Raw genomic sequence first — 22,428 nt, forward strand, 5'->3', positions numbered from 1 at the left:
GGGATGAAAAACCCCAACGTAGGTATACAATGATTTGAATTAATACATATAAAATTAAAAAAAAATACAAAAAACGAAATAGACCTTTTGAGTATTTTGTGGAATTTTTTTTTAAATATAAGAGAATACCGATAGAGAAAATTGCTAAAGAAATACAAACTATTGTTGGTGCATTCATATTACAATTTTGTCCGTATTTCTATTTTTTACCGTTCACTTCTTTAGCACCTTCAATAACTTTTTGTTTCAAACCTTCTTTGTAAAAAATGATTTTATCAAGTACACACTTGTCAGAGCTTCCAATGATTTGCGCTGCTAAAATTCCGGCATTCTTTGCACCGTTAAGCGCAACTGTTGCAACCGGCACACCGCCAGGCATTTGAAGAATTGAGAGAATAGAATCCCAGCCATCAATAGAATTACTGCTTTTTACGGGTACTCCAATAACAGGTAGGGGAGACATAGAAGCCACCATACCCGGTAAATGCGCGGCCCCACCAGCACCTGCAATAATAACAGAATAGCCATTGATGTGTGCGTTTTTACTGAAATCGAAAAGCTTTTCCGGTGTTCTGTGAGCAGACACAATATCGACATCTACTTCTATATCAAATCCTTTTAAAATATCTATGGCTTCTTGCATTACTGGTAGGTCGCTGGTACTACCCATTACTACGGCTACTTTACTCATTTTTTTTATTTTGAAATCACTTTAATTGTTTCCTTTACTCTTTGGGCAATAGCTCTAGCTTTCCCTAAATCATTATTAACTATGGTAACATGCCCCATTTTACGAAAAGGCCTTGTTTGTGCTTTTCCATAAATATGCGGTGTAACACCTTCCATGCCTAATATTTCTTCAATATTTTCGTATACTACATCACCTGTATAACCTTCGGCACCTACCAAATTAACCATAACTCCCGCTACTTTACTTTCTGTATTACCTAGTGGTAAGCCAAGTATACTTCGTATATGTTGCTCGAACTGGTTGGTGTAGCTAGCTTCTATGCTGTAATGTCCGCTATTGTGCGGTCTTGGCGCTACTTCGTTCACTAAAATTTTATCATCTTCAGTTTGGAACATCTCAACGGCCAATAAACCTGTAAGTCCTATTTTTTCTGCTACTTTTAAAGCTAATGAACGTGCTTTTTCTGCCACCTTTTCATCGATACGTGCGGGGCAAATAACATATTCTACTTGGTTGGCTTCTGGGTGAAATTCCATTTCCACCACCGGGTAGGTTTTTATTTCTCCTTTAGAATTTCTTGAAACAATAACCGCCAATTCATTTTTAAAAGGAATCATAGTTTCTGCGATGCATTCCCCTGAAGGCAAATCTTTTAAATCGGCTAAACTTCTAACGACCTTAACTCCTTGTCCGTCATATCCAAATTGTGCAACCTTCCAAACAAAAGGTAATTTTAGGCCACCATTTGCAATGCTATCTTCTATTTCACTTAAGTAGGCAAAACGCTGAAAATCTGCTGTGGGTATTTCATGGTCTATATAAAACAGTTTTTGTTTCGCCTTGTTCTGAATGATACGCAACGCCTTTGGCTGCGGGTATACTTTTACACCTTCTTCTTCTAATTTATCTAAGGCATCAAGGTTTACATTTTCTATTTCAATGGTCAGTACATCAACGTCTTTGCCGAATTTATAAACTGTTTCAAAATCTAAAAGGCTGCCTTCTACAAATTCATTACACGAAATGCGGCTTGGAGCCTCAGAAGAACTATCTAAAACTTTGGTATAAATATCCCATTTTCGAGTTTCATAAAGCATCATTTTGCCTAATTGACCGCCGCCTAAGATGCCTAATTTAAATTTTGAAGAAAAGTAATCCATATAAATGTTGCTTTTAGCAGATGAAAAAACGCCTTAAGTGCCACAAAAATACGGTTAAATAATAGAAACCAATTCCTTTCTAATTAAAAACACAAGCCAATAGCTTATCTTTGCCAACCTTGATAATTTAAGAAAATTGATACAAATTCACGACAAGTTTTTTAAGCGTTATCTCAGTGAATCAGAAATACAACAGGCCGTTAAAACCGTTGCTGATAAAATTGCTGCTGACTATAAAGACGATACTCCTATTTTTGTAGGTGTGTTGAACGGTGCATTTATGTTCGTTTCTGATTTAATGAAGGCTTACCAACACCCTTGTGAGGTTTCTTTTGTGAGGTTAAGTTCATACCAAGGCTTAACTTCAACAGGTATTGTCGAAACTTTGCTAGATGTGCCAGAGAATATCGAAGGGCGTAGTGTGATTATCGTAGAAGATATTATCGATACAGGGCGAACACTTCAAAAATTGGTTCATTTGTTTTCAAAAACCAATGTCAAGGAATTTAAAATAGCCAGTCTTTTTTATAAACCTAATGTGTATAAAGGAGAATATGCCATTGATTATTTTGGTTTGGCCATACCAGATAATTTTATAGTAGGCTACGGTCTTGACTATAAAGAACAAGGAAGAAATTTAAAAGAAATATACCAACTAAACCAGAAACATATGATCAATCTTGTACTCTTTGGTAAACCAGGAGCCGGCAAGGGCACACAAGCGGAATTCTTAAAGGAAAAATACAATCTTAAACATATTTCAACTGGAGATGTTTTTAGATATAATATTAAGAATGGAACCGATTTAGGGACTTTAGCGAAATCATATATTGATAAAGGTGAATTGGTACCCGATGAGGTTACTATTAAAATGCTACAGGAAGAGGTGGAGAAAAACCCTGATGCTGACGGATTTATTTTTGACGGTTTCCCAAGAACTGCAGCCCAGGCAGAAGCTTTGGATAATTTTCTAGAATCAAAAGATATGCAAATAAATGCTACTATTGCTTTAGAAGCAAATGACGATATTTTAATAGAACGTCTTTTAGAGCGTGGTAAAGTTAGTGGTCGTACCGATGATCAAGATGTTGCCAAAATTAGAAACCGTTTCGACGAGTATAATGAGAAAACAACTCCAGTAAAAGAGTTTTATGAAGCACAAGATAAATTCCATAGTGTTAATGGTATCGGTTCTATCGCAGAAATAACCGAGCGTTTAACGAAAGTGATCGAGTCTTTATAATTATTACTTATTCAACTGATTACAAAATACACGTAAATGCCAGATGAAGTAATAAGACCAAAAGACGGTTTAAAAAGTTGCATGTTTACAGTAGGTTTTGCAATATTGACATTTATAATTATTGCCATAGTATATTTAATTTATGTGTTTTACATAGATGACTCTCTAGATTTCGGCCTTTAACACAGCAACAAGAAATTTTCATTTGCAATGTAGTTTTGTGAAAATATATAACACTTTGTAATTCTTTATAAAGGAGTTTTTTGAAAAATTAATAGTATACCATGACAGAAGGTAATTTTGTAGATTATGTAAAAGTGGGTTTGACTTCTGGTAAAGGAGGCAAGGGGTCCGTGCATTTGCACCGTGAAAAATTTATTACCAAAGGTGGTCCTGATGGTGGCGATGGTGGTCGTGGCGGTCATATCATTGTTCGTGGTAATGAAAACCTATGGACATTGGTAAATTTTAAATATAAAAAACATTTTAAGGCTGGTCATGGTGAACACGGAAGTAAAAGCCGTAGTACAGGAGCAGACGGCGAAGATGTTTATTTAGACGTTCCGTTAGGTACCGTTGTAAAGGATTTTGAGACCAAAGATGTTTTGTTTGAAATCACTGAACATGGCGAAGAGAAAATTCTTTTAAAAGGCGGTATGGGAGGCCGTGGTAATTGGCACTTTAGAACTGCTACGAACCAAACACCTAGATATGCACAACCAGGTGTTGATGGGTTAGAGGGTGAATTTTTGCTGGAACTAAAAGTATTGGCAGATGTAGGTCTTGTAGGTTTTCCTAATGCAGGTAAGTCTACTTTATTATCGGTTATAACTTCGGCAAAACCTAAAATTGCAGACTACGAGTTTACCACGTTAAAACCAAACTTAGGCATAGTAGAATACCGAGATTTTAAAAGTTTCGTAATGGCAGATATACCCGGTATTATCGAAGGTGCTGCCGAAGGTAAAGGTTTAGGGCATTATTTTTTAAGACATATTGAGCGAAATGCAAACTTATTGTTTTTAATTCCTGCGGATAGTAAGGATATCACTAAGGAATATGAAATACTGCTTGATGAATTACGTCGGTACAATCCAGAACTGTTAGATAAAGAACGACTTATCTGTATCTCAAAGAGTGATATGCTAGATGAGGAACTTATGAATGAAATGAGGGAAGAACTTAATAAAGATTTAAAAGGCACTCCTTTTATGTTTATTTCTTCTGTAGCTCAAATGGGTATTGTCGAATTAAAAGATAAGCTTTGGGAAATGCTCAACGCTTAGTCGAATACCTTCTATAAAATCTATTTTGCTCTTTTATTTTCTTTAATTTTAAAGAAAGATAATATTATGAGAATCTTTTTTTTTAATGCTATATTATTAGTTATGGTTTCTTGCGGTGTAGCAAGGGTTAATTATGACTATGATAACAAAACAGATTTCACTTCATACTCCACGTATAATTATTTTTCTGATATGGAAACTGGTCTAAGTGAATTGGACGAGAAAAGATTAATGGACGCTATGGATGCAACTCTTGGCGAGAAAGGGTATATCTTCGCTGAAGAACCAGATGTTTTTATCAACATTAAAAGTTCTGTTTTTAGGTCTCAACCAGCCAATAATGTTGGGGTAGGACTTGGCGGTGGCGGAGGTAATATTGGAGGTGGAGTATCTATAGGTATACCTGTTGGAGGTCCAAAACTTACTCGTGAACTTCAAATAGATATTGTAGACGCAAATAAAGATATACTTATTTGGCAAGCTATTAGCGAAAGCCCGTTTCGCGAAGGTGATACACCTATACAAAAATCAGAAAAACTACAAGCGGTTGTCGATAAGATATTTAATAAGTATCCACCTAAATAGTTTACTTTACTTTAACTACATAGGTTGCGATTAGCTCATTTTCTACGGAAATGTGAACGTCGTATAGACCTTTCTTTTCAAATTTTTGAACTATACTAATCTCATTATCATTGCGTAAAATATGTGGGTTTGATAATTTTTTAACCCCGCCTTTGTGCAATAGTAGTTGAATATCACCAAAGTAGTTATTAGGTACATTCAGTTTAAAAGTAACAATATCTTCCCTATTAATATTCTGATGCATTTCTAATGGAAATACGGGAATAATAGGCGCATGAAAAGCTTCTTTGTAAATAACTGGCCCAGAAAGAAATGAGGTAAAACGATTTTCATTCGTTTGTTCTATTTGATTCTTATCTATAGCAAAGTGATTTTTTACAAATAAAACTGGATCTGCAAGAAAATATCCATCAAAATAGTCAGGATTAAAGAAAGGTGATCCATTTATGAGCATAGTTTCTCCGGCAGACCAGGTAGCATCGCATACATACCATTTGTTATTTATTTCAATCTTGTTCCAAGAATGGTTGGGTGAATTGTTTTCTTTTAAAAGTAATGTAGGTGTACGGGCATAACCATCAACAATAACACATTTTAAACCTGCTAATGTGGCCATTTCCTTAACCAGATAAGCGTAGCCGGTACAAGCTGTTTTATTCTCTTTCAACAGTTTCTCAAAGACTTTTGGGGTTATGCCGGTATTCCAATTTAAAAAGGCTTGTCTGTCATTGGCAAGCCTTTTTCGTTTATGGCTTATTTTTAAATATGAGTTATAGTCATTTTCAATATTAGTACTGACCCAAGTGTAAATTGCCCTGAACTTTTCTACTTCTGTTTCTAATGCTACTGTTAAATGGTGAGTAAGCACAGGTAGGTTTTTTAAACTGGCGCCTTTGTAATTTTGAGCAATACTATCGGCTTTCTTAAAATCGATATCCCTAAAATCTGAACGTTGGGTGTAAACCGATAAAGAGAATAGAAAAAATAAGATAAAAGCTATCCTCATTATTTGAAGATAGAAATTAATTTTTGGAAAATATTTTTTTTACTGGTATATGCTCCACCAATTACAACATCGCCCATAAGTTCTACATCATAAGTATCAAAAGTAATATTTATGGTTATTGCTGAAGAATCGTTATACTCTACCTTGTATGTTTTGGTTTCGTAGCCAATGAAGCTGAAAACCAGAATGTCATTTTCTCTTACTAGTTGGGGAAATTCAAACTGACCATCAAAATCTGTCTGTGTACCGACCGTAGTGCCTTTAAGTATAACATTTACACCTGGTAGAGGTTCGTTTGCTTCATCTAAAATGGTTCCGGTCAATGTATAATTTTCTTGATTTATTACAACCATACCCACTAAACCACTTAATTGATTAGAAACAATTTCAATAGGTGGCTCAATACTTGCGGATTCTTGGGCATTCATTTCAGTGGCGCAAAGAGTTAATAATGACAAACCAATCATGCCTATTCCTCTAGTTAGTATCGAATTGCTCATCGTGTGTAATGTATTGTTTTCGTATGATTTTAGTTGTGAAGATTTGAACTTGCCACAAGTTTTTTTATTTGTTGAACTTAGGTGGTTTATAAGTTCTTTGTCTGAAAAATTGGTAAAATCTATAACCTCTTTTTCGCAACTCTTGCAGAAACCTCCCTTTTCGGTTTTACTAAAATTAGTGAATTTTTCTTTGCAAGGTTCTTTTACCGAAATTGTTAAATTGTTTTTCATGATTTGTTTTTTTAGGATACTTCTAAATTATCATGAATCATTCTCGTAAGAAATAAGCAATGAGTGTAATGCTGTTCTCAGTGAGTTAAATGCTCTTTGTAATTTTATTTTAAAAAAAAGACTCTTATATCTTATTAAGTTTATAGTGTCAACATCAATATTTGGTATGCCAATTAAAGGTTTGCATAATTAAAATCGGTTATTTTTGTAACAATACTCAAATAAAACGTCATATAAATTATTTGGTTTAAAACGAAGTCAAAAGATGAAAAAAATTTATTTTCTAGCTGCCGGTTTGGTGGCCCTAGCTTCTTGTAAAGAGGAAGCCAAAACTATTGCTGAAGTAGAAAAGATACCTGGTATCGTTCTTGCGAATATGGATACTACCCAAAACCCGAGTTCAGATTTCTATAATTATGTTAATGGAAATTGGATGAAGTTTACTGAAATACCTGATGATAGAACTAGTTGGGGCGGTTTTAGTGTACTACGTAAATCTACCGATGACGATGTATTGAAAATTTTGGCTACTGCAAAGGAAAGTGGCAATTATGCCGCTTCTACCGATCAGGCAAAAGCTTTGGCTATTTTTGACACGAAGTTAGATTCTGCATCTAGAAATAAAGCTGGTATTTCTCCTTTACAACCTGCTTTAGAAGACATTGCTTCCGTGAAAAATTTAAAAGAACTCCAAACCATTTTAGCTACCAATCCTGCTGTTTCTTCTCCATTTTTTGGTATCGGAGCTGGTGCTGATTTAAATAACAGTAGCATGAATACTGTATATTTTGGTGCTAACGGATTAGGGTTGCCTGATCGAGATTTTTATTTAGACCAAGATGATAAGTCCGTCGAAATTCGTGAGGAATATAAAAAACATATTTCAAAAATGTTACAAAAACTCGGAGATTCTGAAGAAGAAGCGACTAAAGCTGCCGATAAAATTCTAGCGATGGAAACTGAACTTGCTGAGCCTAGATTGAATAAAGTAGAGCGAAGAGATGCTAGAAATTATAACAACCCGAGAACAATTGCAGAAGTCGATAAAATGTTGACTACAGTTGATGTTAAAAAATTTATTACTGATTTAGGTATTACTAAAAAGTTCGATACCTTATTGGTAACTCAATTGAGGTATACAGAAACATTGGATCAGTTTTTGAAGAAAACTTCACTAGAAGATATTAAAACCTTGGTAAGATGGGACACCTTTAATAATGCTGCAGGTAGATTAACCACCGATATAGAAACAGCGAATTGGGAATTCTATAGTAAATATTTAAGTGGGGCAAAAGAACAACGCCCAGCAAATGAACGTGCATTGTCAACCGTAAATGGGACTGTTGGCGAGGCTTTGGGTCAATTGTATGTTGATGCTAAATTTCCACCAGAGGCTAAGGCCAAGGCAGAATTAATGATTGCCAATGTAATCGATGCATTTAAAGAACGTATTTCGGTTTTAGACTGGATGAGCGATTCAACCAAAACAAAAGCTATTGAAAAGTTGGATAAGTTTACCGTGAAAATTGCATATCCAGATAAATGGGAAGATTATTCTACGATGGATGTTTCTGCCGATAAATCATATTTTGAGAATATGACCGCTGTTGACAAATGGGGAGAATTAAAGAATTTTGCAGAAATCGGTGAGCCAGTAGATAAAACTGAATGGGGAATGTCTCCACAAACGGTTAATGCATATTTCAATCCTTTAAATAACGAGATTGTATTCCCAGCGGCTATTTTACAACCTCCTTTTTATAACTATACTGCAGATGAAGCAGTAAATTATGGTGGAATCGGTGCAGTTATCGGTCACGAAATTTCACATGCTTTCGATGATAGCGGTTCTCGTTTCGATGCTGATGGAAATCTTAAAAACTGGTGGACAGAGCAAGATTTAAAGGCTTTTACCGAAAGAGCCGATGCTTTGGCTGTACAGTATGATAGTGTTATGGTATTACCAGAGGTTTATGTAAATGGAAAATTCACCCTTGGTGAGAATATTGGTGATCTAGGAGGTTTGCTTGGTGCTTATGACGGACTTCAGAAATATTATGAGGAAAATGGTCATCCTGAAGATATTGATGGTTTTACTGCAGAACAACGTTTCTTTATGTCTTGGGCGACCGTTTGGAGAACGAAGACCAGAGATGAAGCTTTAAGAACACAAATTAAGACGGATCCACATTCTCCAGGAATGGTCAGAGCAACGCAACCACTTTTAAATATTCAAGAGTTTTATGATGCTTTTGGAATTAAAGAAGGTGATGCCATGTACCTTGCTCCTGAAAAGAGAGTTCATATTTGGTAAATCTTAGTACAAAGTATAAAAAAGGCGCTACAGAGTAGCGCCTTTTTTTATGCTCTTTTTTTAATTGCCTAGTATCACATTGAGCGTTGTCGAAATGCCTAAAAATATGGAGTAATACTATTCTCGACTAAGGCTCATAACGGCGTTTATTCTATTGACCTTCCACGGTTACACGAACCCCTTCACTATGACTGCTAAATTCTGGCGCATACATGCTTTGTATGGTAGTGATACCATTACTGAAATTACCAGCATTGTTTACACGAACATCGTATTCAAATACATAAACTCCTTTAGGTAAATAGTCAAAAAAGAAATTGGTACTTGCATCTTTCGTGCTTTCATAATACCCCAAACCATCTTGCCATTTATATCTGGAGATAACATTTACAGGTTCAAACCCTGCCGCGCGCATATCTTTCATGTGAATGAATTCCATATCTCTGTCAGACTTTAATTCGATGCGAACTCGAACAAGGTCACCTACTTTTAAATCAGAACCTTCTGTGATTTCTGAAATTACTTCACCTGTAGCCGTGTTTTTTTTCAAGAACAATTTTTTCGTTAGTTGTAGAGGTGTTTCAGCAGATGTAATCTTGTCTAAATCCTCAAAATATTGCCAGTGTAAAGCTCCCCAAGCCATACCATTTCCTTTTTTTGAAATTTGCACTTCGCCCATTTTTGGTTCAACTTCATTTGTATTCCAGGAGGTTTTAAAATACCCTGTCCCTGCTTCCACTTTAACTTCCTCTACTATTGAAGGGTCAATAGATTGTCCTCCTACCAGAATATCTACGGCATTCGTTAACGATAACCAATCATGGCCTTGTAATAAAAGTGCATATACGGCTTCGGTGGTTGCCTTGGTGGTACTCCATTGATTAGTCTGCTTGTTTTTTAACAACCAAATTTTAAGATTGTCAATGGTTTCTATACCCGTTGGGCGAATTTCAGAAAATGCCTCTATTAACAATGCTTGGGTTTCAATAGGGGCTTGGTGCCAAAACCAAGTGCTTGTATTTTTCTTCCAGTACATACCTAGCTCATCATTGGTAATACTGTTTTCATCAAGTGAGCGAAGAATCTTTTGTGCTATTTTTGAATTGCCCGCTCTATTTAAGGTCAATGCCAACATACCTTGAGAATATAAACCTTTGTTCATCCAGTATTTTTGCGCTTGCTTCTGGTAGTATACAGTTACTTCATCAACTTTTTTAGAAGTTTTAATTTCCTTGAAAAAGCTCCTCATATATAAATAATGAACCTGGGTGGCGCTCAAATGATCATCATTAATGTTCGTGTCTCGTTTCTTCATTTCCTCATACTCCTTCACGAATTCGCTATCTAAATAACCAATTGCCTTATCGATCATTTCATAGTGGTTGCTGGTTATGGAAGAAGTAACATTTAAATGATTCAAATGACCTAAGCCAGTAATGATATGTTGGGTAATATATCTATTATCTGGTCCGCCATTAAACCAAGGCCAAGCACCACTTACTTTTTGATTTTGCATCAATTTGTTTAATGCCAGTTCTTCCTCACTCCGCATTTTGTTCATGTTGAACAATAATCCAATTCGTTTCTTTTGTTCACTTTCAGATTGGGCATCACGTAACCAAGGTGTTTCTTGAATTAATAGAGATTTTAATTCCTCGTTTTTTTCTAGATTACTTAGCAAGGCATCTGTAGTGGCCCATTGCTCGAAAACTTCCTTGATTCTAGGATTACTTGTAGCAATATGGCTAGCCAAGGTATTTGCATAATATTTCGCAAATGTTTGTTCGTTGCATTCGTATGGATACTCCATCAAATAAGGTAGTGCCTGTACTGCATACCATGCCGGATTGGAAGTCATTTCCAAAGTCAGTTTGTGGTGTTTGAGCGTAGTTGAAGATACATTCTTCAATTTGTCTAAGTTAAATGTCTTCGTTTGGCTGCTACGAACCCACATTGGCATCGACTCGGTTACTAAAGTGCGGTTTGTTAATACCGGCAGTATATTTTGCTCGCCATCGCCAAAATCTCCTGCTTTGGCAATAATCCTATATTGAACAGTTTGTAGGCCTTCGGGTATTTTTAATTGCCAAGACACTTGTGTATTCCCCAAAGAATCTACTTCAAAAGGTCTCTCATCAATAGGAGATAACATTTCTCTTGGGGGAGTTTTAATCAATCGGGTCAAAATATCCAAGCCCGTTTGCGCATCTACCACCTCTAGTTTGGCTTGTCCAGAAAGTGCCTTTTCGGTTAAATTGGCAATCTTTGTACTGATGATAATTTCATCTCCTTCACGTAAAAAACGAGGTGTATTGGGTATAACCATCAACTCTTTTTGTGTTATTGTACTCAGATTTTTTGTTGTACTTTCTATGTTTTTAGTATGCGCTAGAAGTTGCAAATTCCATCGTGTTAATGCTTCTGGTGTTGTGAAACTAAACGATACATTTCCTTCTTGATCTGTTCGTAAATGAGGAAAGAAAAATGCCGTTTCTTGAAGGTTTTTACGAATAGTCACCGGATCAAAGTCTGTTTTTCCTTTTTTAGATTCTGGCTCTTCCGAAGAACTAATGGCTACACCTGCGACTTTACCTTGAAGTTCACCTTCAATTACCGAATCTGAATAATCAACAGTATCAAAATCCTCTAAAGAAACAGAATTTTCCATTATCCCAGTGGCCATAGGAGCAGCAGACTTGAATTTTCTTGATCTCGAATCATAGAATCTTCCATAAGAGCCAAAATGAAATCCAAACCAATCGAACGTATCAAATCCTAATTCCGAATAGCTATAACCGCCATAACTTTGATAGGTATTGAAGTTGCTCTTCGAGAAGCTATTAGAACCACTTGTTCTATTAGAGGTATAATAAGTTGTACGATATAGCGGATTAAAATTCCAATTATGATAAGCGAACTGGTCTAAAGAAGCATCATACATGCTTGCCAAAAGTTCTGCTGATACTTTATCGCCTTTGGGTCCCTTTATTTTAAATGACCATGTTTCATCTGTTCCAGGTGCTAATTTGTCTCTGAATGTAAGGGTTTCAATTTCTAAATCGCTATCTGGGTAGGGTACCTGTATTTGCTGACTTTGTGCTTTAAATGAATTGTGGAATGCATAGCTGTAGTTAATGGCAAATCCGCCTAGATCTTTTTCAGTAACGTGTACGGTTATGGTTTTTGAATTGCAGTGCAGGTTAATCAGCATAGAATCAACTACTTCATGGTTCTTTTCAATATTGACCATAATGTTGAGGTCTTTGGCATTCGATAAAAATGTAATCATGGCTTTATCACCAATTGAATACTCGCTCTTATCCGTTTTAACCTGAAACAACTGATTATCTGCCAATACATCCTCATCTCCTGTTAAGGTAATAAGCGCAACATCTTTTACAGCTTGCCCGAATAAATCTTTAGATTCTAGTTCCATCATATATTTTCCAGCATCCCAGTTTTTCAACTTCCCAAGAAGAATTTCTGAAGATTTACCAGTGTCAAAAGACGTTTTCCAAACCATTTTACCTTTCTCCCAGTTCATCGGGTCGTCTTCATTTTTATAAGCATCATGCGGATATAAATCTTTAAATTCCTGCTTTGTAAATCCGGCATAATCTGGAGCAGGCCATGTTCTTGGGCGTAATACATTATCGGGTGCTTGTAAATTATATAATTTTATAATACCAGTGGCAACTACAGATGCACCATTTAAATTGGTGCTGAAAATGTTGAACTTGGCATCTTTTGTTTGTTTGTCAAGAACAGAGGATATCATCAAATTTATATTTAGCGAATGATACCCTACATATACATTTGTTGTACTACTTTGTGTTTCTCCATTAATATCGGTTACATCTGCAGTTATTTCATAATTGAACGTTGGTAAATCGCTTTTCTCGATACTTGTATCTGGCAACGCCTTAAATACAATTTCATATTTTCCTGATGTATCAGTGGTAGTTTCTCCATGTGTTATTTCTTGAGGAGTGCTATTAAAATAGCGGTGATGCCAATAATACCATATAGGGAAATTCACTATTCTTTTTACGCGGTATACTACTTTGGCATCAGAAATAGAACTACCTGCATATGCTGTTGCTTTGCCAGAAACTTTAATACTATCATTGACTTTGTAAGTTCCCGTTATTTGGCCAAATGACGTCTCAAATTTCGGACGTTTATATTCTTCGACCGAAAAGCTCGTATGTCCATTCAATTCTATTTCATCTGATTCTACATTAATGGAGAACATGCCTGTAAGACCGTTTGATGGAAGAATAAATTCCCCAGAAAATGAACCAAATTCATTGGTGACTAGCTCTTGGGTTCCTATCTCTTGTCCATTTACATCTTTAAGTTCCACTTGTACAATGGTCTTCTTCAATAAACTTGATTTTTCATTTTCCTGTTGTACCGCAATACCTTTAAAATATACAGGCTGCCCTGGTCTATAAATACTACGGTCGGTAAAAAGAAAACAAGAATTATTTACTGTTGCAGTATTCTGAGGATAGGTTCTATTGATATAGTAATCGCCAAAATAGGCTATCTCTTTATCCTTTTTTATAGTGATACAAATACTACTTCTACTATCCTCATTTTTTTTAATTGAAAATTTACCATCTGAACCGGTAGTAAAATTTTCATCTTTTGCAGGGGAGTTATAATTTTCACGATAGTTGAAAATTACTTTCGCACCTATAATTGGCTTACCATTGTTGCGGTCGATTACTTGAAAGATTTGATGTGTATCTGTTTGGGTTTCGCTTAGTGCAAAATTAGTTGCTTGTATACTTTGATAACTGAAAATTGAATCGCTCTTATCTTTTGACTGTACTACAATGGCATAATAACCATTTGCCAGTGCAGGCATAGAAATTTCGGTACTATGCGTTTGAAAATCGTTTTCCGTTTTAAGCGTAGAATTCCATGTGGTTTCAACAGGAAGATTTTTAAGGAAAGTTAGTTTTTTCGCTTCGGGGTATAATTCATTAAGTTCTTCTAACTGTTTTTTAGAAATTCTATAGGCCGTTAACTGAATATTTTCATAGTTCTTATAGGTAACTAATAATCTGCCTATAGTATTATTGGGGATGTGCTTCTCCGTCAATAATTGAATAAAAGGTGTTTTAATTTGGGATTTTAATGCCTGGCACTTTTCTGCAGCTCTACTTTTAGGGAATGTTGTAATTACATTATCACACAATGCAATGGCTTCTTTTAGTTTCCATTGATGCTCTTTACTGCTTTGTGGGTTGTATGTTCCACCCATTTGTTGGTAAAGGTTAGCTATTTCATAGGTGTATAAACCTGAAAGCGGATTGTTTTTAATGTTTTCAGCGGAGTTTTGTAGCACTTCAATTAATACGTTATCCTTGTCAGAAAACGTTGCAAATTGATGTATAAAAAGTAATCGTTCAATATCTACTAACACAAATGGTCGTATATCTGCATTGCCAAAGTGAAAAGAAACTAACTGCTGATAAATCTTCAATGCTTTTGATTGCAATGATGTGGTAATGTTGGTTTCAGAATTTATAAAACTAAAGGAATATGCTTCACATAATACCTCTGGGTTGTTTATTTCAAAGGCATCTGCAGGTTTTTGTATACTATTCTCGCTAGTAGTATAAAAGCTCAGGGCATTATGAGCTAAAATGTCGAATAACGTAGGCCTAAATTCTGAAGATTCCTTTACTTCATTTAAGATTCCTTTAAAATTAGAAATTGGTAACTTCTGTAATACACCTGGGTTTTTTAGCGATGCTTGAAAATGAAAATCAATTTCTTGAAAAATTGTGTTTAAGTCCCAAGTCCTGAAATCAACGGTGTCTACTTTTGTTTCAGTGGTTGTACGGTTATAAAATGTATATCTGTTTTGCTGAAAGTATTGCCAATAGATATTAGCCAAGTAACTGTGTAGTATGTTTTTCGTTGAACCATCGGCATTCGTTATCTCAGCTTTAAAATCATTAACAATATTTAACTCCGCATCTTCTTCTAAAACCAAGACAAATTTTGATTTATAAAGAAGTGACTTAATAATTTGGGTTTCGTTTTTTTCGAGATGCGCTTTTTTTGATATGGTTTCAATTAGCTTTAATGCTGATTTAGATAAATCTTCGGCCTCAAATTTTTCAACTTGTTCCCAAAGCGATATATATGAATCGTCCTGTTGTGCATTGCCGAATTGTGCAAACATGAATATACCGAGAATTAAATGTAGCTTTTTCATAGTAGTAAAATTACAATACAAAACTGTGCCAATTAAATATTTGAAACAATCAAAAATTAGGAAATGGCACTTTTCGGTTAGTGATCGGTAAGTTAATCTACAGGTATTTCGACAAATTCGTAAGAATGCTTTATTTTAAAAATGAATAACCAAATAGTGCAATAATTGCAGATATAGCCAGAGACTTCTTATTCTACCAAAATGTTAGGCCTATGTTCAATATTGAAGTTGCAAGAATTCGCGATAAAACACATTTTATTTGCTTCTTGGTGTAATTGATTTGCTTTTGTCATCATATTTAAATTTGAGATGACTACTTTAGGATGCAGTATAACTCTAGTGAATTTTCCACTTCCATTGACTGTTTCTTCCATAACACCCGATGCGTGGTCTATATACTGCGTAACTATTATTTTATGCACAGAACATAAATGTAAATACCATAACATATGGCAAGCCGATAACGATGAAAGAAAAAGGTCTTCGGGATTATATCTTGTTTTATCCCCAAGAAAAGAGGGGTCAGATGAACCATGTATTTCGCTATATTTTCCGTCTGCAATAATTTTATGATTTCGGTTGTAAGATTTGTAGTCTAGGGTACCATTGCCCATATTACCTGTCCATTCTGTTATTACTTCGTAATTATGTTCTTTCATAGAATATAGTAAAGTTATTAGCTGTTTTAAAAGTAATAAATGTCTATTAACTATTCTCGCGGTAATTTGGAATTGCAACAAAAAGTGGACAATTAGATAAGAGTCATGCTGCTGTCTTTGATCATACATTTCCAATTCAAATTCTTTTATAGTTTTATACCCTAAAGTGGAGTGCATTCTTCTTCTGTTGTACCAAGTTTCTATCCATTGAAAAACAGATAGCTCGGCTTCCAACCTAAGGCTATAGCTATGTTTGTAGACCCATTCTACCTTTAAGCTCGTAAAAAATAATCCGGCCACCGCATTGTGCCAGCAATTACCTTTTCCGCTCATACATTGTTCTATAAGGCTGTTGTGGTTTTTCAGCATATCGGTACATCCATGACTGGCATATTGAGATCCCCTATCGGAATGGAATATGAGTTCTTTTGTGATATCGTTCGATCTGACGGCCATACTCCACGCAGGTATTATTGTATCGTCCGTACTTAAGGTTTCGCCCATCGATCACCCCACGACCTTTCTATGGAACAGATCGATGATTACGGTCAGATACACCCAGACTTGGTTCTTTCTAAAGACCGTAAAGTTCCTGTTCAAAATATTGCGGGCCACTGGATAGTTGTGTTCGCTGTCCGTTGTAATCTTGAACCTGCGCTTTCTTCTGGCAAACAGATTATTGGATCTCATTATCCTGGCGACCCTGGGCCTGGAAACTCGATATCCCTTTTTTGAGAGCTCCGCTTTGGTCCTTGGTGTCCCCATAACGCCCAAAAATATCCTTGAAAACATCATGGATGAGTGATGTTATGGCCTGATTTTCGGACCAACGTTTGGACGGCCACCTGACCAACCAATGATAATGCCCACTTTTACTTGCCTTGAACATTTTGCACATCTTCCCAACCGGAAATTTAAACTTATGGTGTTTTATAGACCTATATTTTTCCTGTCGCCCTAGGAGAGGACGGCGTGTTAAGAAAAGGTATTGCATACCTTTTTAGCGAGGGGCCAGCCGATGCAAGGGCAATATTTTAGGATATCGAGTTCCAGTTCGGCATTCCTTAACCTTTTCTTCAACTCGGCAATCTCACGTTGCTCGTCCGTCAGTTTCGGGTTTCCCTTTCCAGGAAAACTGTTCTTGCCATAGGTGTCCGATGTTCTACGCCAGCGGCTCAAAACCGATGTAGGGATATCCAATTCCCCGCATATTTCCACAACGCTACCACGTGCCTAACTAAGTTCCACGGCCTTTTCTTTGAACTCTACAGTGTAATTTCTTTTTTCTCTTGACATGTCTTAAAGTTAATTTAAACGGCCAACACGCTCTTAACTTTGTGTCCAGTTAAATATGGTAAGTCCAATGCAGAAATGGAAATGAAAAAGCATCTTGAAGAGGCTTAAACGGATTCATTTTTAGCTAAATTAAAGGTTTGTGCAACGGTTACCGTTGTTGGTAGTAGTGTTTTTAGCATCCCATTGGAATCTCAAATTCGATAGTTTTTTCAATAACCGAACCATTTTCGTCTGTAAATAGTATTTTGAAAAAAATCCTACTTATCGAAACACCACTGGGATATTCATTAACGGTTTTTATATCTTTTATGAGTTCTGTCCAATATCCGCCGCACTCTTCTTCGACAGCTTTTTTAAATTCATTTATGTCTATTTCTATGAACTTTTCCCAATCTTTACGTTCATAAGAATCCGAAACAAATGTGTTTGACGTTAAATCAAAATCTAATTTTTTCCAATCCGAATAATAGTGTTTCCATTCTGTTAAATCACAATGTGGACCTTCGTTCATTATAGTTATACTATTTTCGTGGCGTTGGAAAACCTCAACTTTTTTAAATTTAGATTGTTGGATTTTTATTTTTTTTCCTTCTGGTGTTTCCCCAAGTTCTACATAAACTTTTGCAGTATCATTTTGAACTTTTTTTAGTATTCCATTTTCGTCCCAATCCTCTAATTCCATTTGTAGTGAAAAATCTGAAAATTTGATTTCGATTCTTTTGCTCAATCGAGTTGATGTCAAAAAACCATTAAATACATACCCTTTTTGGTTTCCATCGATTTCTTGAATCTCAACCCATTTCCCACTGATATTTTTACCTTCGTCTTTAATTGTTAATTCGAATTCAGTTTCTTTTATAATATTAACTCTTGTGCCGTATTCAAGTTTCCCAATTCTTTCAGAACCTGTCTCGGGCTTTTCTCTCACAATTAATCCATTGTCAGCATTAACGTGCTGAATTTGTTGTCCAAAAATATAATTGGTCAAAATCAAAAGTAGAATGGTAATTACGTTTTTCATAATATATTAATGTCAACGGTCTTGGCTCGTATGTTTGTTTCTAAAGTTTGAAGATAAGATATTTAGAACAATGAATTAGTTAAAAGTCAAGGGTACATCAATGATGGCTACCAAGTTACGTATAGCTATATGGAGAAGTCAGCAGAGGTCATAGGAGTAGTTGGAAATGAGCTGATAGCAAAATCAGAGGTCTCACAAGCGACGAAGGGCCGAACGTAATTCTCTTTAAAATTCGCATAGGAATGACGATTCATGGCCTATGCTTAAACTAGAGGATAGTTTCAAGGGTGAAAAGAGCCTTGGAGTGATAGATTAGGAACCGCCGTATACGAGACCCTTACGTACTTTAGTGTGAGGGGTGCACTCCGTCATCTGATGGCGGAGCCATCCACTCGACTAGCAACAGTATTTTGCGTGCAGTTTAGAGTATATTTTTCAAATCCTGCTTTCCGACAATCGCCATTATGTCTACCATCTCATTATTGATTTTGTAGTAAATACTGTCCGAACCGCAGACACATCTCCGATACCCTTTCTTAATGTATTCGATAGATTCAAATGAATATGGTCTTTTGGCTATAATGTCAAAATATTCAAAAAACGTTTCGAAGTATATATCGGCTTGTTGCACTCCAAATTTTTCGACTCCGTAACGATGAATTCGTATCAGGTCATTTTTAGCCGTATTACTTAATCGATACTTAGCCATTAAGTTTTGACTTGGATTGTGCTAAGATTTGTTCCTTGCTATCATTGGTAAATCCGCTATTTTCAGATTTTTCCAATTTAGCTCTTATCCAGTCAATTTCGATTTGTTGATTTCTAGCCTGACGAATTAAGTCATTAACAAGTTCACTTTTACTTGAGTACTCTTGATTATCAACCTGTGTTTTTAACCATTCATCATTTGGTCGCGTGAAAGATATGCTCTGTCTAGCCATAAGAAATAGATTTTGATGTAAAAATACACCAAAAACGAACCAAATTCAAATTTTCGTGATATTGTTGCCAACGGTTTGTGTATGAGCAGTAGCGGATTTAATCTCACTAAATTGTCAGGTAGCAAGATACTTATTAAAATGCAAAAACGGTTCAAGTATGCACTCAAACCGCTATTGCTTATACACTTTGTTGGCGGTAGTAGTTATTTTCTCTGGTGTTCTGTCATTCCAACCATTACCTTTTCCATTATTTTCACTTTTCCCCATCGTGGAACTGTCCGAAGTGAATATACTAACAATTTAGTCAAGAATCCTGGCAAGACGGTTGTCTTTCTTCCTAATGCTTTCAAAATTGGAACACCAACTTGTGAAGGTGTAAGCGACATTGACATTTTCATATTTGCACGCTTACTAAATCCACTTTCAACTGGACCGGGTGCTGCGGCTAAAACGTCAACTCCCTTTGGTTTTAACTCAACAGCAATTCCTTCTGCTAATGTTTGTACGTATGCTTTCGTTGCTGCATAGTTTGCAGAATAAGGTGTGCCTTGAAAAGCCACCATTGAACTCATTAAAATAATACCGCCACGGTTTTGTATAGCGAATTGTTGACCGAAATAATGAGTCAATGAAAGTAAGGCTTCACAATTTACTCGAAGCATATTGGTTTCCGAATGAAGTGAGTTATCAATAAAAGTGCCCGAAGTGCCATAACCTGCCGAAGCAATTAAAAGTCCAACTTTTAAACCTTTTGTAGCTTCAATTATTTGGTCGATTCCTTCCGTTTCTGAAACATCAACGTTCACAATTTTAATTTCAATAGTTGTGTTTGCTTTCAAGCGGTTTTCTGCTTCTCGCAATTTTTCTAAATGCCTTGCAATAAGCACAAGATTAAAACCTGCACTTGCCAATTGTGTTGCTAATTCTAAACCTATACCTGACGAAGCTCCCGTAATAACTGCCCATTCGCCATATTTCGTTTTTAGCCTTGCTTTTTCTTTATCTGATAATTTCATTTTTTTCTTGTTTTGATGTAAATAATGGTTTGCCTTGCAAGGCTTGAACAAGCGTAACCAATGCAAGTAATCCATATATAATCGATACTAAAATGGTGGCTTTTGTATTTTTTAAAACATAAAATGAAAGAATAGGCAAAACTTGTAAGGCGTGCATACCAATAAAATGGGAAACTCTTAAATCGCCTGCCGTCTTGCTCCAACCCACTATAAACCAATTTGAATTGTCGTTGATTGCCCCAACTGTATGACTCAATTTTGAGCCCATTGCAAAACCTTCAAAGGAAAAAACCACAAAAATTAAAATACCCAAACGAATTGCCCAAACATAGTAATTGGGCAATTCCGGAAAGGACTGGCTGAAAAATAGAAACCCGACATAAGCGGTATATAGCGTCACCAAAGTAGCCGCTAATGCCATTACTGAAAACATTGTAGCGTAAAATGGGGTCGATAAATTATAATGTGAGGTTAGTCCTTTACTTGCCATTATGGCGATATATACTATCTCAAAACCCAACAATAAAATGACCGTCCAATTGAAAAAGCCAACATTAAAACTGGGAAGATAGTAACAATACCAAGCCATTGCCCAAGCAAATAAGAAAGTGGAAAAGGCAAATTTAAACGGCTTAAAGTATGCGTTCACGCCATACACTTGTGTGGTAGTTGTTTTAGTCAAGACCAAAAATAGTAGAGCAATTCCAAAGCAAACTAAACCGTAGTAAAATAAGGTTTCGTTTCTTGTTTTGAGTTCTTGAATAAATGCTATCATAGATTTTCACTTTTTGTTTTGAGTTCAGCAAGCCATATATCGTGCAGTTTTTTTAGTTTTTTTGGTTGAAAAGTCTTTTCAAAAAATGTGAGCCAACCATTTTGAGATTCAGCAGTGATGACTTTACACCCTTTTTCAGTTGGAATAATTAACCAAACGTGAAAACCTTGAATGCTTTTCTTTTTTGATTCCCAAGCCAAAAGTCTGTTGGGTTCATATTGCTCAATGGTGGATTCAAATTTTAAACCCATTGTTTTCCATTCAAAAACAGTATTACTTTTTAGAGTTGTTTCCGTTTTGTCTTTCAGGGAAACATCTTTTGCACCTTCGTACCAAGATTCCCATTTTAGAGCATCAATTAGTATTCCCCAAACTATTTCGGGCGAAGCGTTTATTTCTACTTCGTTTTCAACGTAGAATTTGCTGTTGTTGGGCTTATATTTTTCTGGCCATTCAATGGAGCCCGTTCTGTTTTCCTGAGCAAGCAAGGAAAATGTTGTAGTAAATAAGGCCAATGCGAAAATGAATTTTGTCATTACAATTTGATTTAAAATTATAATGCAAATTTCAGCAGACTATGGTGTACTAAACGATAACATTTGTTTAGACTTTCGAATTGTCAGTTTTTTTTAGTCGACTTAAATGGACTGGCGTTATACCCAAATAAGATGCAATCATATGTTGAGGAACTCGATTATGAATGTTTGGAAATACGTCTGTAATATTGTCGTAACGTTGTTTTGGCGTTCTTGAAAATGTGTTTTTAATGCGATTGTCTTGATAGATAAAATAATATTCTGCGATAAGTCGACCCATTTTTTCGCCTTCTTGTAAATTTTTGTAACCCCATTCAATTGCCGACCGTGGCAAAACAACTACCTGTGTTTCTTCGAGTGCTTGTAAGGTGTAAAATGAAGGTTGCTTTTGCATAAAATTGGAATAATCTGAAATAAATTGATTCTCCAATGCAAAGTGAACAGTGTGTTCAGTTCCTTCATTGTCAGTAATCATAACACGTATCAAACCTTTATTGATGAAGAAAATTTCGTTAGGTACAGCATTTGTTCGGCTAACCGTTTCATTTCGTTTAAAAGTTTTGGTAATAGATTGACCAAGGAAGTCGTTGAGTTCGTCTTCCGAAATAGAAATCATCTGTTTCATTATTTGTCTAATCTGCTCCAATTTTTTCTATTTGTGTCGATTTTTCGGGTTCTGTTCTATTACCGCCAACGTCTAGGCTATGGTTAGTACGGAAATTAAAAAGCTATTAATTTCCGATTAAGCACTTAGCCAAAACTTTTTATTTTGTTTTAATTTTTCTATTTCAAAGCCAAATCAAAAAGATTTGGCGGACTTAGCTAAAAGCATTAAACTTAAATTTAAGCACCAAACCCGTATTAATTATAGCCAATGTGCCTGTTGCGCAAGTCACTTGCTAAAAATAGCGAATATGCTTAACTTTAGTT

17 protein-coding genes and 1 pseudogene are annotated in these 22,428 nt (G+C 35.7%); 4 read left to right on the plus strand and 14 right to left on the minus strand.

All coding sequences use genetic code 11. The annotated features are described in order from the left end of the window. Window positions 1–199 precede the first annotated feature (199 nt). On the minus strand, window positions 200–691 hold the full coding sequence (gene purE, locus AACZ49_RS17745) for a 5-(carboxyamino)imidazole ribonucleotide mutase (protein ID WP_339657522.1): 492 nt from the start codon (window positions 689–691) through the stop codon (window positions 200–202). A 5-nt stretch (window positions 692–696) separates the two neighbouring features. Then, the gene (locus AACZ49_RS17750) at window positions 697–1,851 is read right to left on the minus strand and encodes a 5-(carboxyamino)imidazole ribonucleotide synthase (RefSeq protein WP_339657523.1); all 1,155 of its coding nucleotides are present in this window, start codon (window positions 1,849–1,851) and stop codon (window positions 697–699) included. A gap of 136 nt (window positions 1,852–1,987) precedes the next feature. Between AACZ49_RS17750 and AACZ49_RS17755 the strand changes: the two genes are divergently transcribed. The 3 genes from AACZ49_RS17755 (at window position 1,988) to AACZ49_RS17765 (ending at window position 4,965) form a co-directional block, all read left to right on the plus strand. After that, the gene (locus AACZ49_RS17755) at window positions 1,988–3,094 is read left to right on the plus strand and encodes an adenylate kinase (protein WP_339657524.1); all 1,107 of its coding nucleotides are present in this window, start codon (window positions 1,988–1,990) and stop codon (window positions 3,092–3,094) included. 284 nt (window positions 3,095–3,378) lie between these two features. Continuing rightward, complete coding sequence (obgE, locus tag AACZ49_RS17760; RefSeq protein WP_339657525.1) at window positions 3,379–4,380, plus strand: GTPase ObgE; 1,002 nt, start codon at window positions 3,379–3,381, stop codon at window positions 4,378–4,380. A gap of 66 nt (window positions 4,381–4,446) precedes the next feature. Continuing rightward, complete coding sequence (locus tag AACZ49_RS17765) at window positions 4,447–4,965, plus strand: DUF4136 domain-containing protein (protein WP_339657526.1); 519 nt, start codon at window positions 4,447–4,449, stop codon at window positions 4,963–4,965. Window position 4,966: 1 nt separating this feature from the next. Here AACZ49_RS17765 and AACZ49_RS17770 read toward each other — a convergent pair whose 3' ends face one another. After that, complete coding sequence (locus AACZ49_RS17770) at window positions 4,967–5,971, minus strand: transglutaminase domain-containing protein (RefSeq protein ID WP_339657527.1); 1,005 nt, start codon at window positions 5,969–5,971, stop codon at window positions 4,967–4,969. Then, window positions 5,971–6,702, minus strand: a complete 732-nt coding sequence (locus AACZ49_RS17775) for a carboxypeptidase-like regulatory domain-containing protein (protein WP_339657528.1) — start codon at window positions 6,700–6,702, stop codon at window positions 5,971–5,973. Before AACZ49_RS17775 ends, AACZ49_RS17770 begins: the two co-directional genes overlap by 1 nt. Before the next feature lie 265 nt (window positions 6,703–6,967). Here AACZ49_RS17775 and AACZ49_RS17780 point away from each other — a divergent pair, with 265 nt between their 5' ends. Beyond that, a complete protein-coding gene (locus AACZ49_RS17780; protein WP_339657529.1) occupies window positions 6,968–9,016 on the plus strand; it encodes a M13 family metallopeptidase in 2,049 nt (682 codons plus the stop codon). 151 nt (window positions 9,017–9,167) lie between these two features. Here AACZ49_RS17780 and AACZ49_RS17785 read toward each other — a convergent pair whose 3' ends face one another. From AACZ49_RS17785 to AACZ49_RS17830, 10 genes and pseudogenes are all read right to left on the minus strand, one after another. Beyond that, window positions 9,168–15,254, minus strand: coding sequence for an MG2 domain-containing protein (locus AACZ49_RS17785; RefSeq protein ID WP_339657530.1), 6,087 nt, complete (start codon window positions 15,252–15,254; stop codon window positions 9,168–9,170). Window positions 15,255–15,442: 188 nt separating this feature from the next. Next, the gene (locus tag AACZ49_RS17790; RefSeq protein WP_339657539.1) at window positions 15,443–16,042 is read right to left on the minus strand and encodes an OsmC family protein; all 600 of its coding nucleotides are present in this window, start codon (window positions 16,040–16,042) and stop codon (window positions 15,443–15,445) included. Then, window positions 16,028–17,209: pseudogene (locus tag AACZ49_RS17795) on the minus strand (IS3 family transposase); the annotation flags it as partial. The gene AACZ49_RS17790 and the pseudogene AACZ49_RS17795, both read right to left, overlap by 15 nt. A 172-nt stretch (window positions 17,210–17,381) precedes the next feature. Further along, window positions 17,382–18,230 carry an SH3 domain-containing protein gene (locus AACZ49_RS17800; protein WP_339657531.1) on the minus strand — a complete coding sequence of 283 codons (849 nt, stop codon included), beginning with the start codon at window positions 18,228–18,230 and terminating at the stop codon, window positions 17,382–17,384. A 421-nt stretch (window positions 18,231–18,651) separates the two neighbouring features. After that, window positions 18,652–18,939 carry a type II toxin-antitoxin system RelE/ParE family toxin gene (locus tag AACZ49_RS17805; RefSeq protein WP_339657532.1) on the minus strand — a complete coding sequence of 96 codons (288 nt, stop codon included), beginning with the start codon at window positions 18,937–18,939 and terminating at the stop codon, window positions 18,652–18,654. Then, window positions 18,932–19,171: a CopG family transcriptional regulator gene (locus AACZ49_RS17810; RefSeq protein ID WP_339657533.1), complete on the minus strand. Its 240-nt coding sequence runs from the start codon at window positions 19,169–19,171 to the stop codon at window positions 18,932–18,934. Before AACZ49_RS17810 ends, AACZ49_RS17805 begins: the two co-directional genes overlap by 8 nt. A 203-nt stretch (window positions 19,172–19,374) precedes the next feature. After that, complete coding sequence (locus tag AACZ49_RS17815; protein ID WP_339657534.1) at window positions 19,375–20,187, minus strand: SDR family oxidoreductase; 813 nt, start codon at window positions 20,185–20,187, stop codon at window positions 19,375–19,377. Next, entirely contained in the window at window positions 20,171–20,962 is a 792-nt protein-coding gene (locus AACZ49_RS17820) for a hypothetical protein (protein ID WP_339657535.1), read from the minus strand. Before AACZ49_RS17820 ends, AACZ49_RS17815 begins: the two co-directional genes overlap by 17 nt. Further along, on the minus strand, window positions 20,959–21,498 hold the full coding sequence (locus AACZ49_RS17825; protein WP_339657536.1) for an SRPBCC domain-containing protein: 540 nt from the start codon (window positions 21,496–21,498) through the stop codon (window positions 20,959–20,961). Before AACZ49_RS17825 ends, AACZ49_RS17820 begins: the two co-directional genes overlap by 4 nt. A 67-nt stretch (window positions 21,499–21,565) precedes the next feature. Continuing rightward, window positions 21,566–22,114, minus strand: a complete 549-nt coding sequence (locus tag AACZ49_RS17830) for a Crp/Fnr family transcriptional regulator (RefSeq protein ID WP_339657537.1) — start codon at window positions 22,112–22,114, stop codon at window positions 21,566–21,568. Between the last annotated feature and the right edge of the window lie 314 nt (window positions 22,115–22,428).

Origin of the sequence: uncultured Maribacter sp., assembly GCF_963975365.1 — a bacterium.
Lineage (GTDB): Bacteria > Bacteroidota > Bacteroidia > Flavobacteriales > Flavobacteriaceae > Maribacter.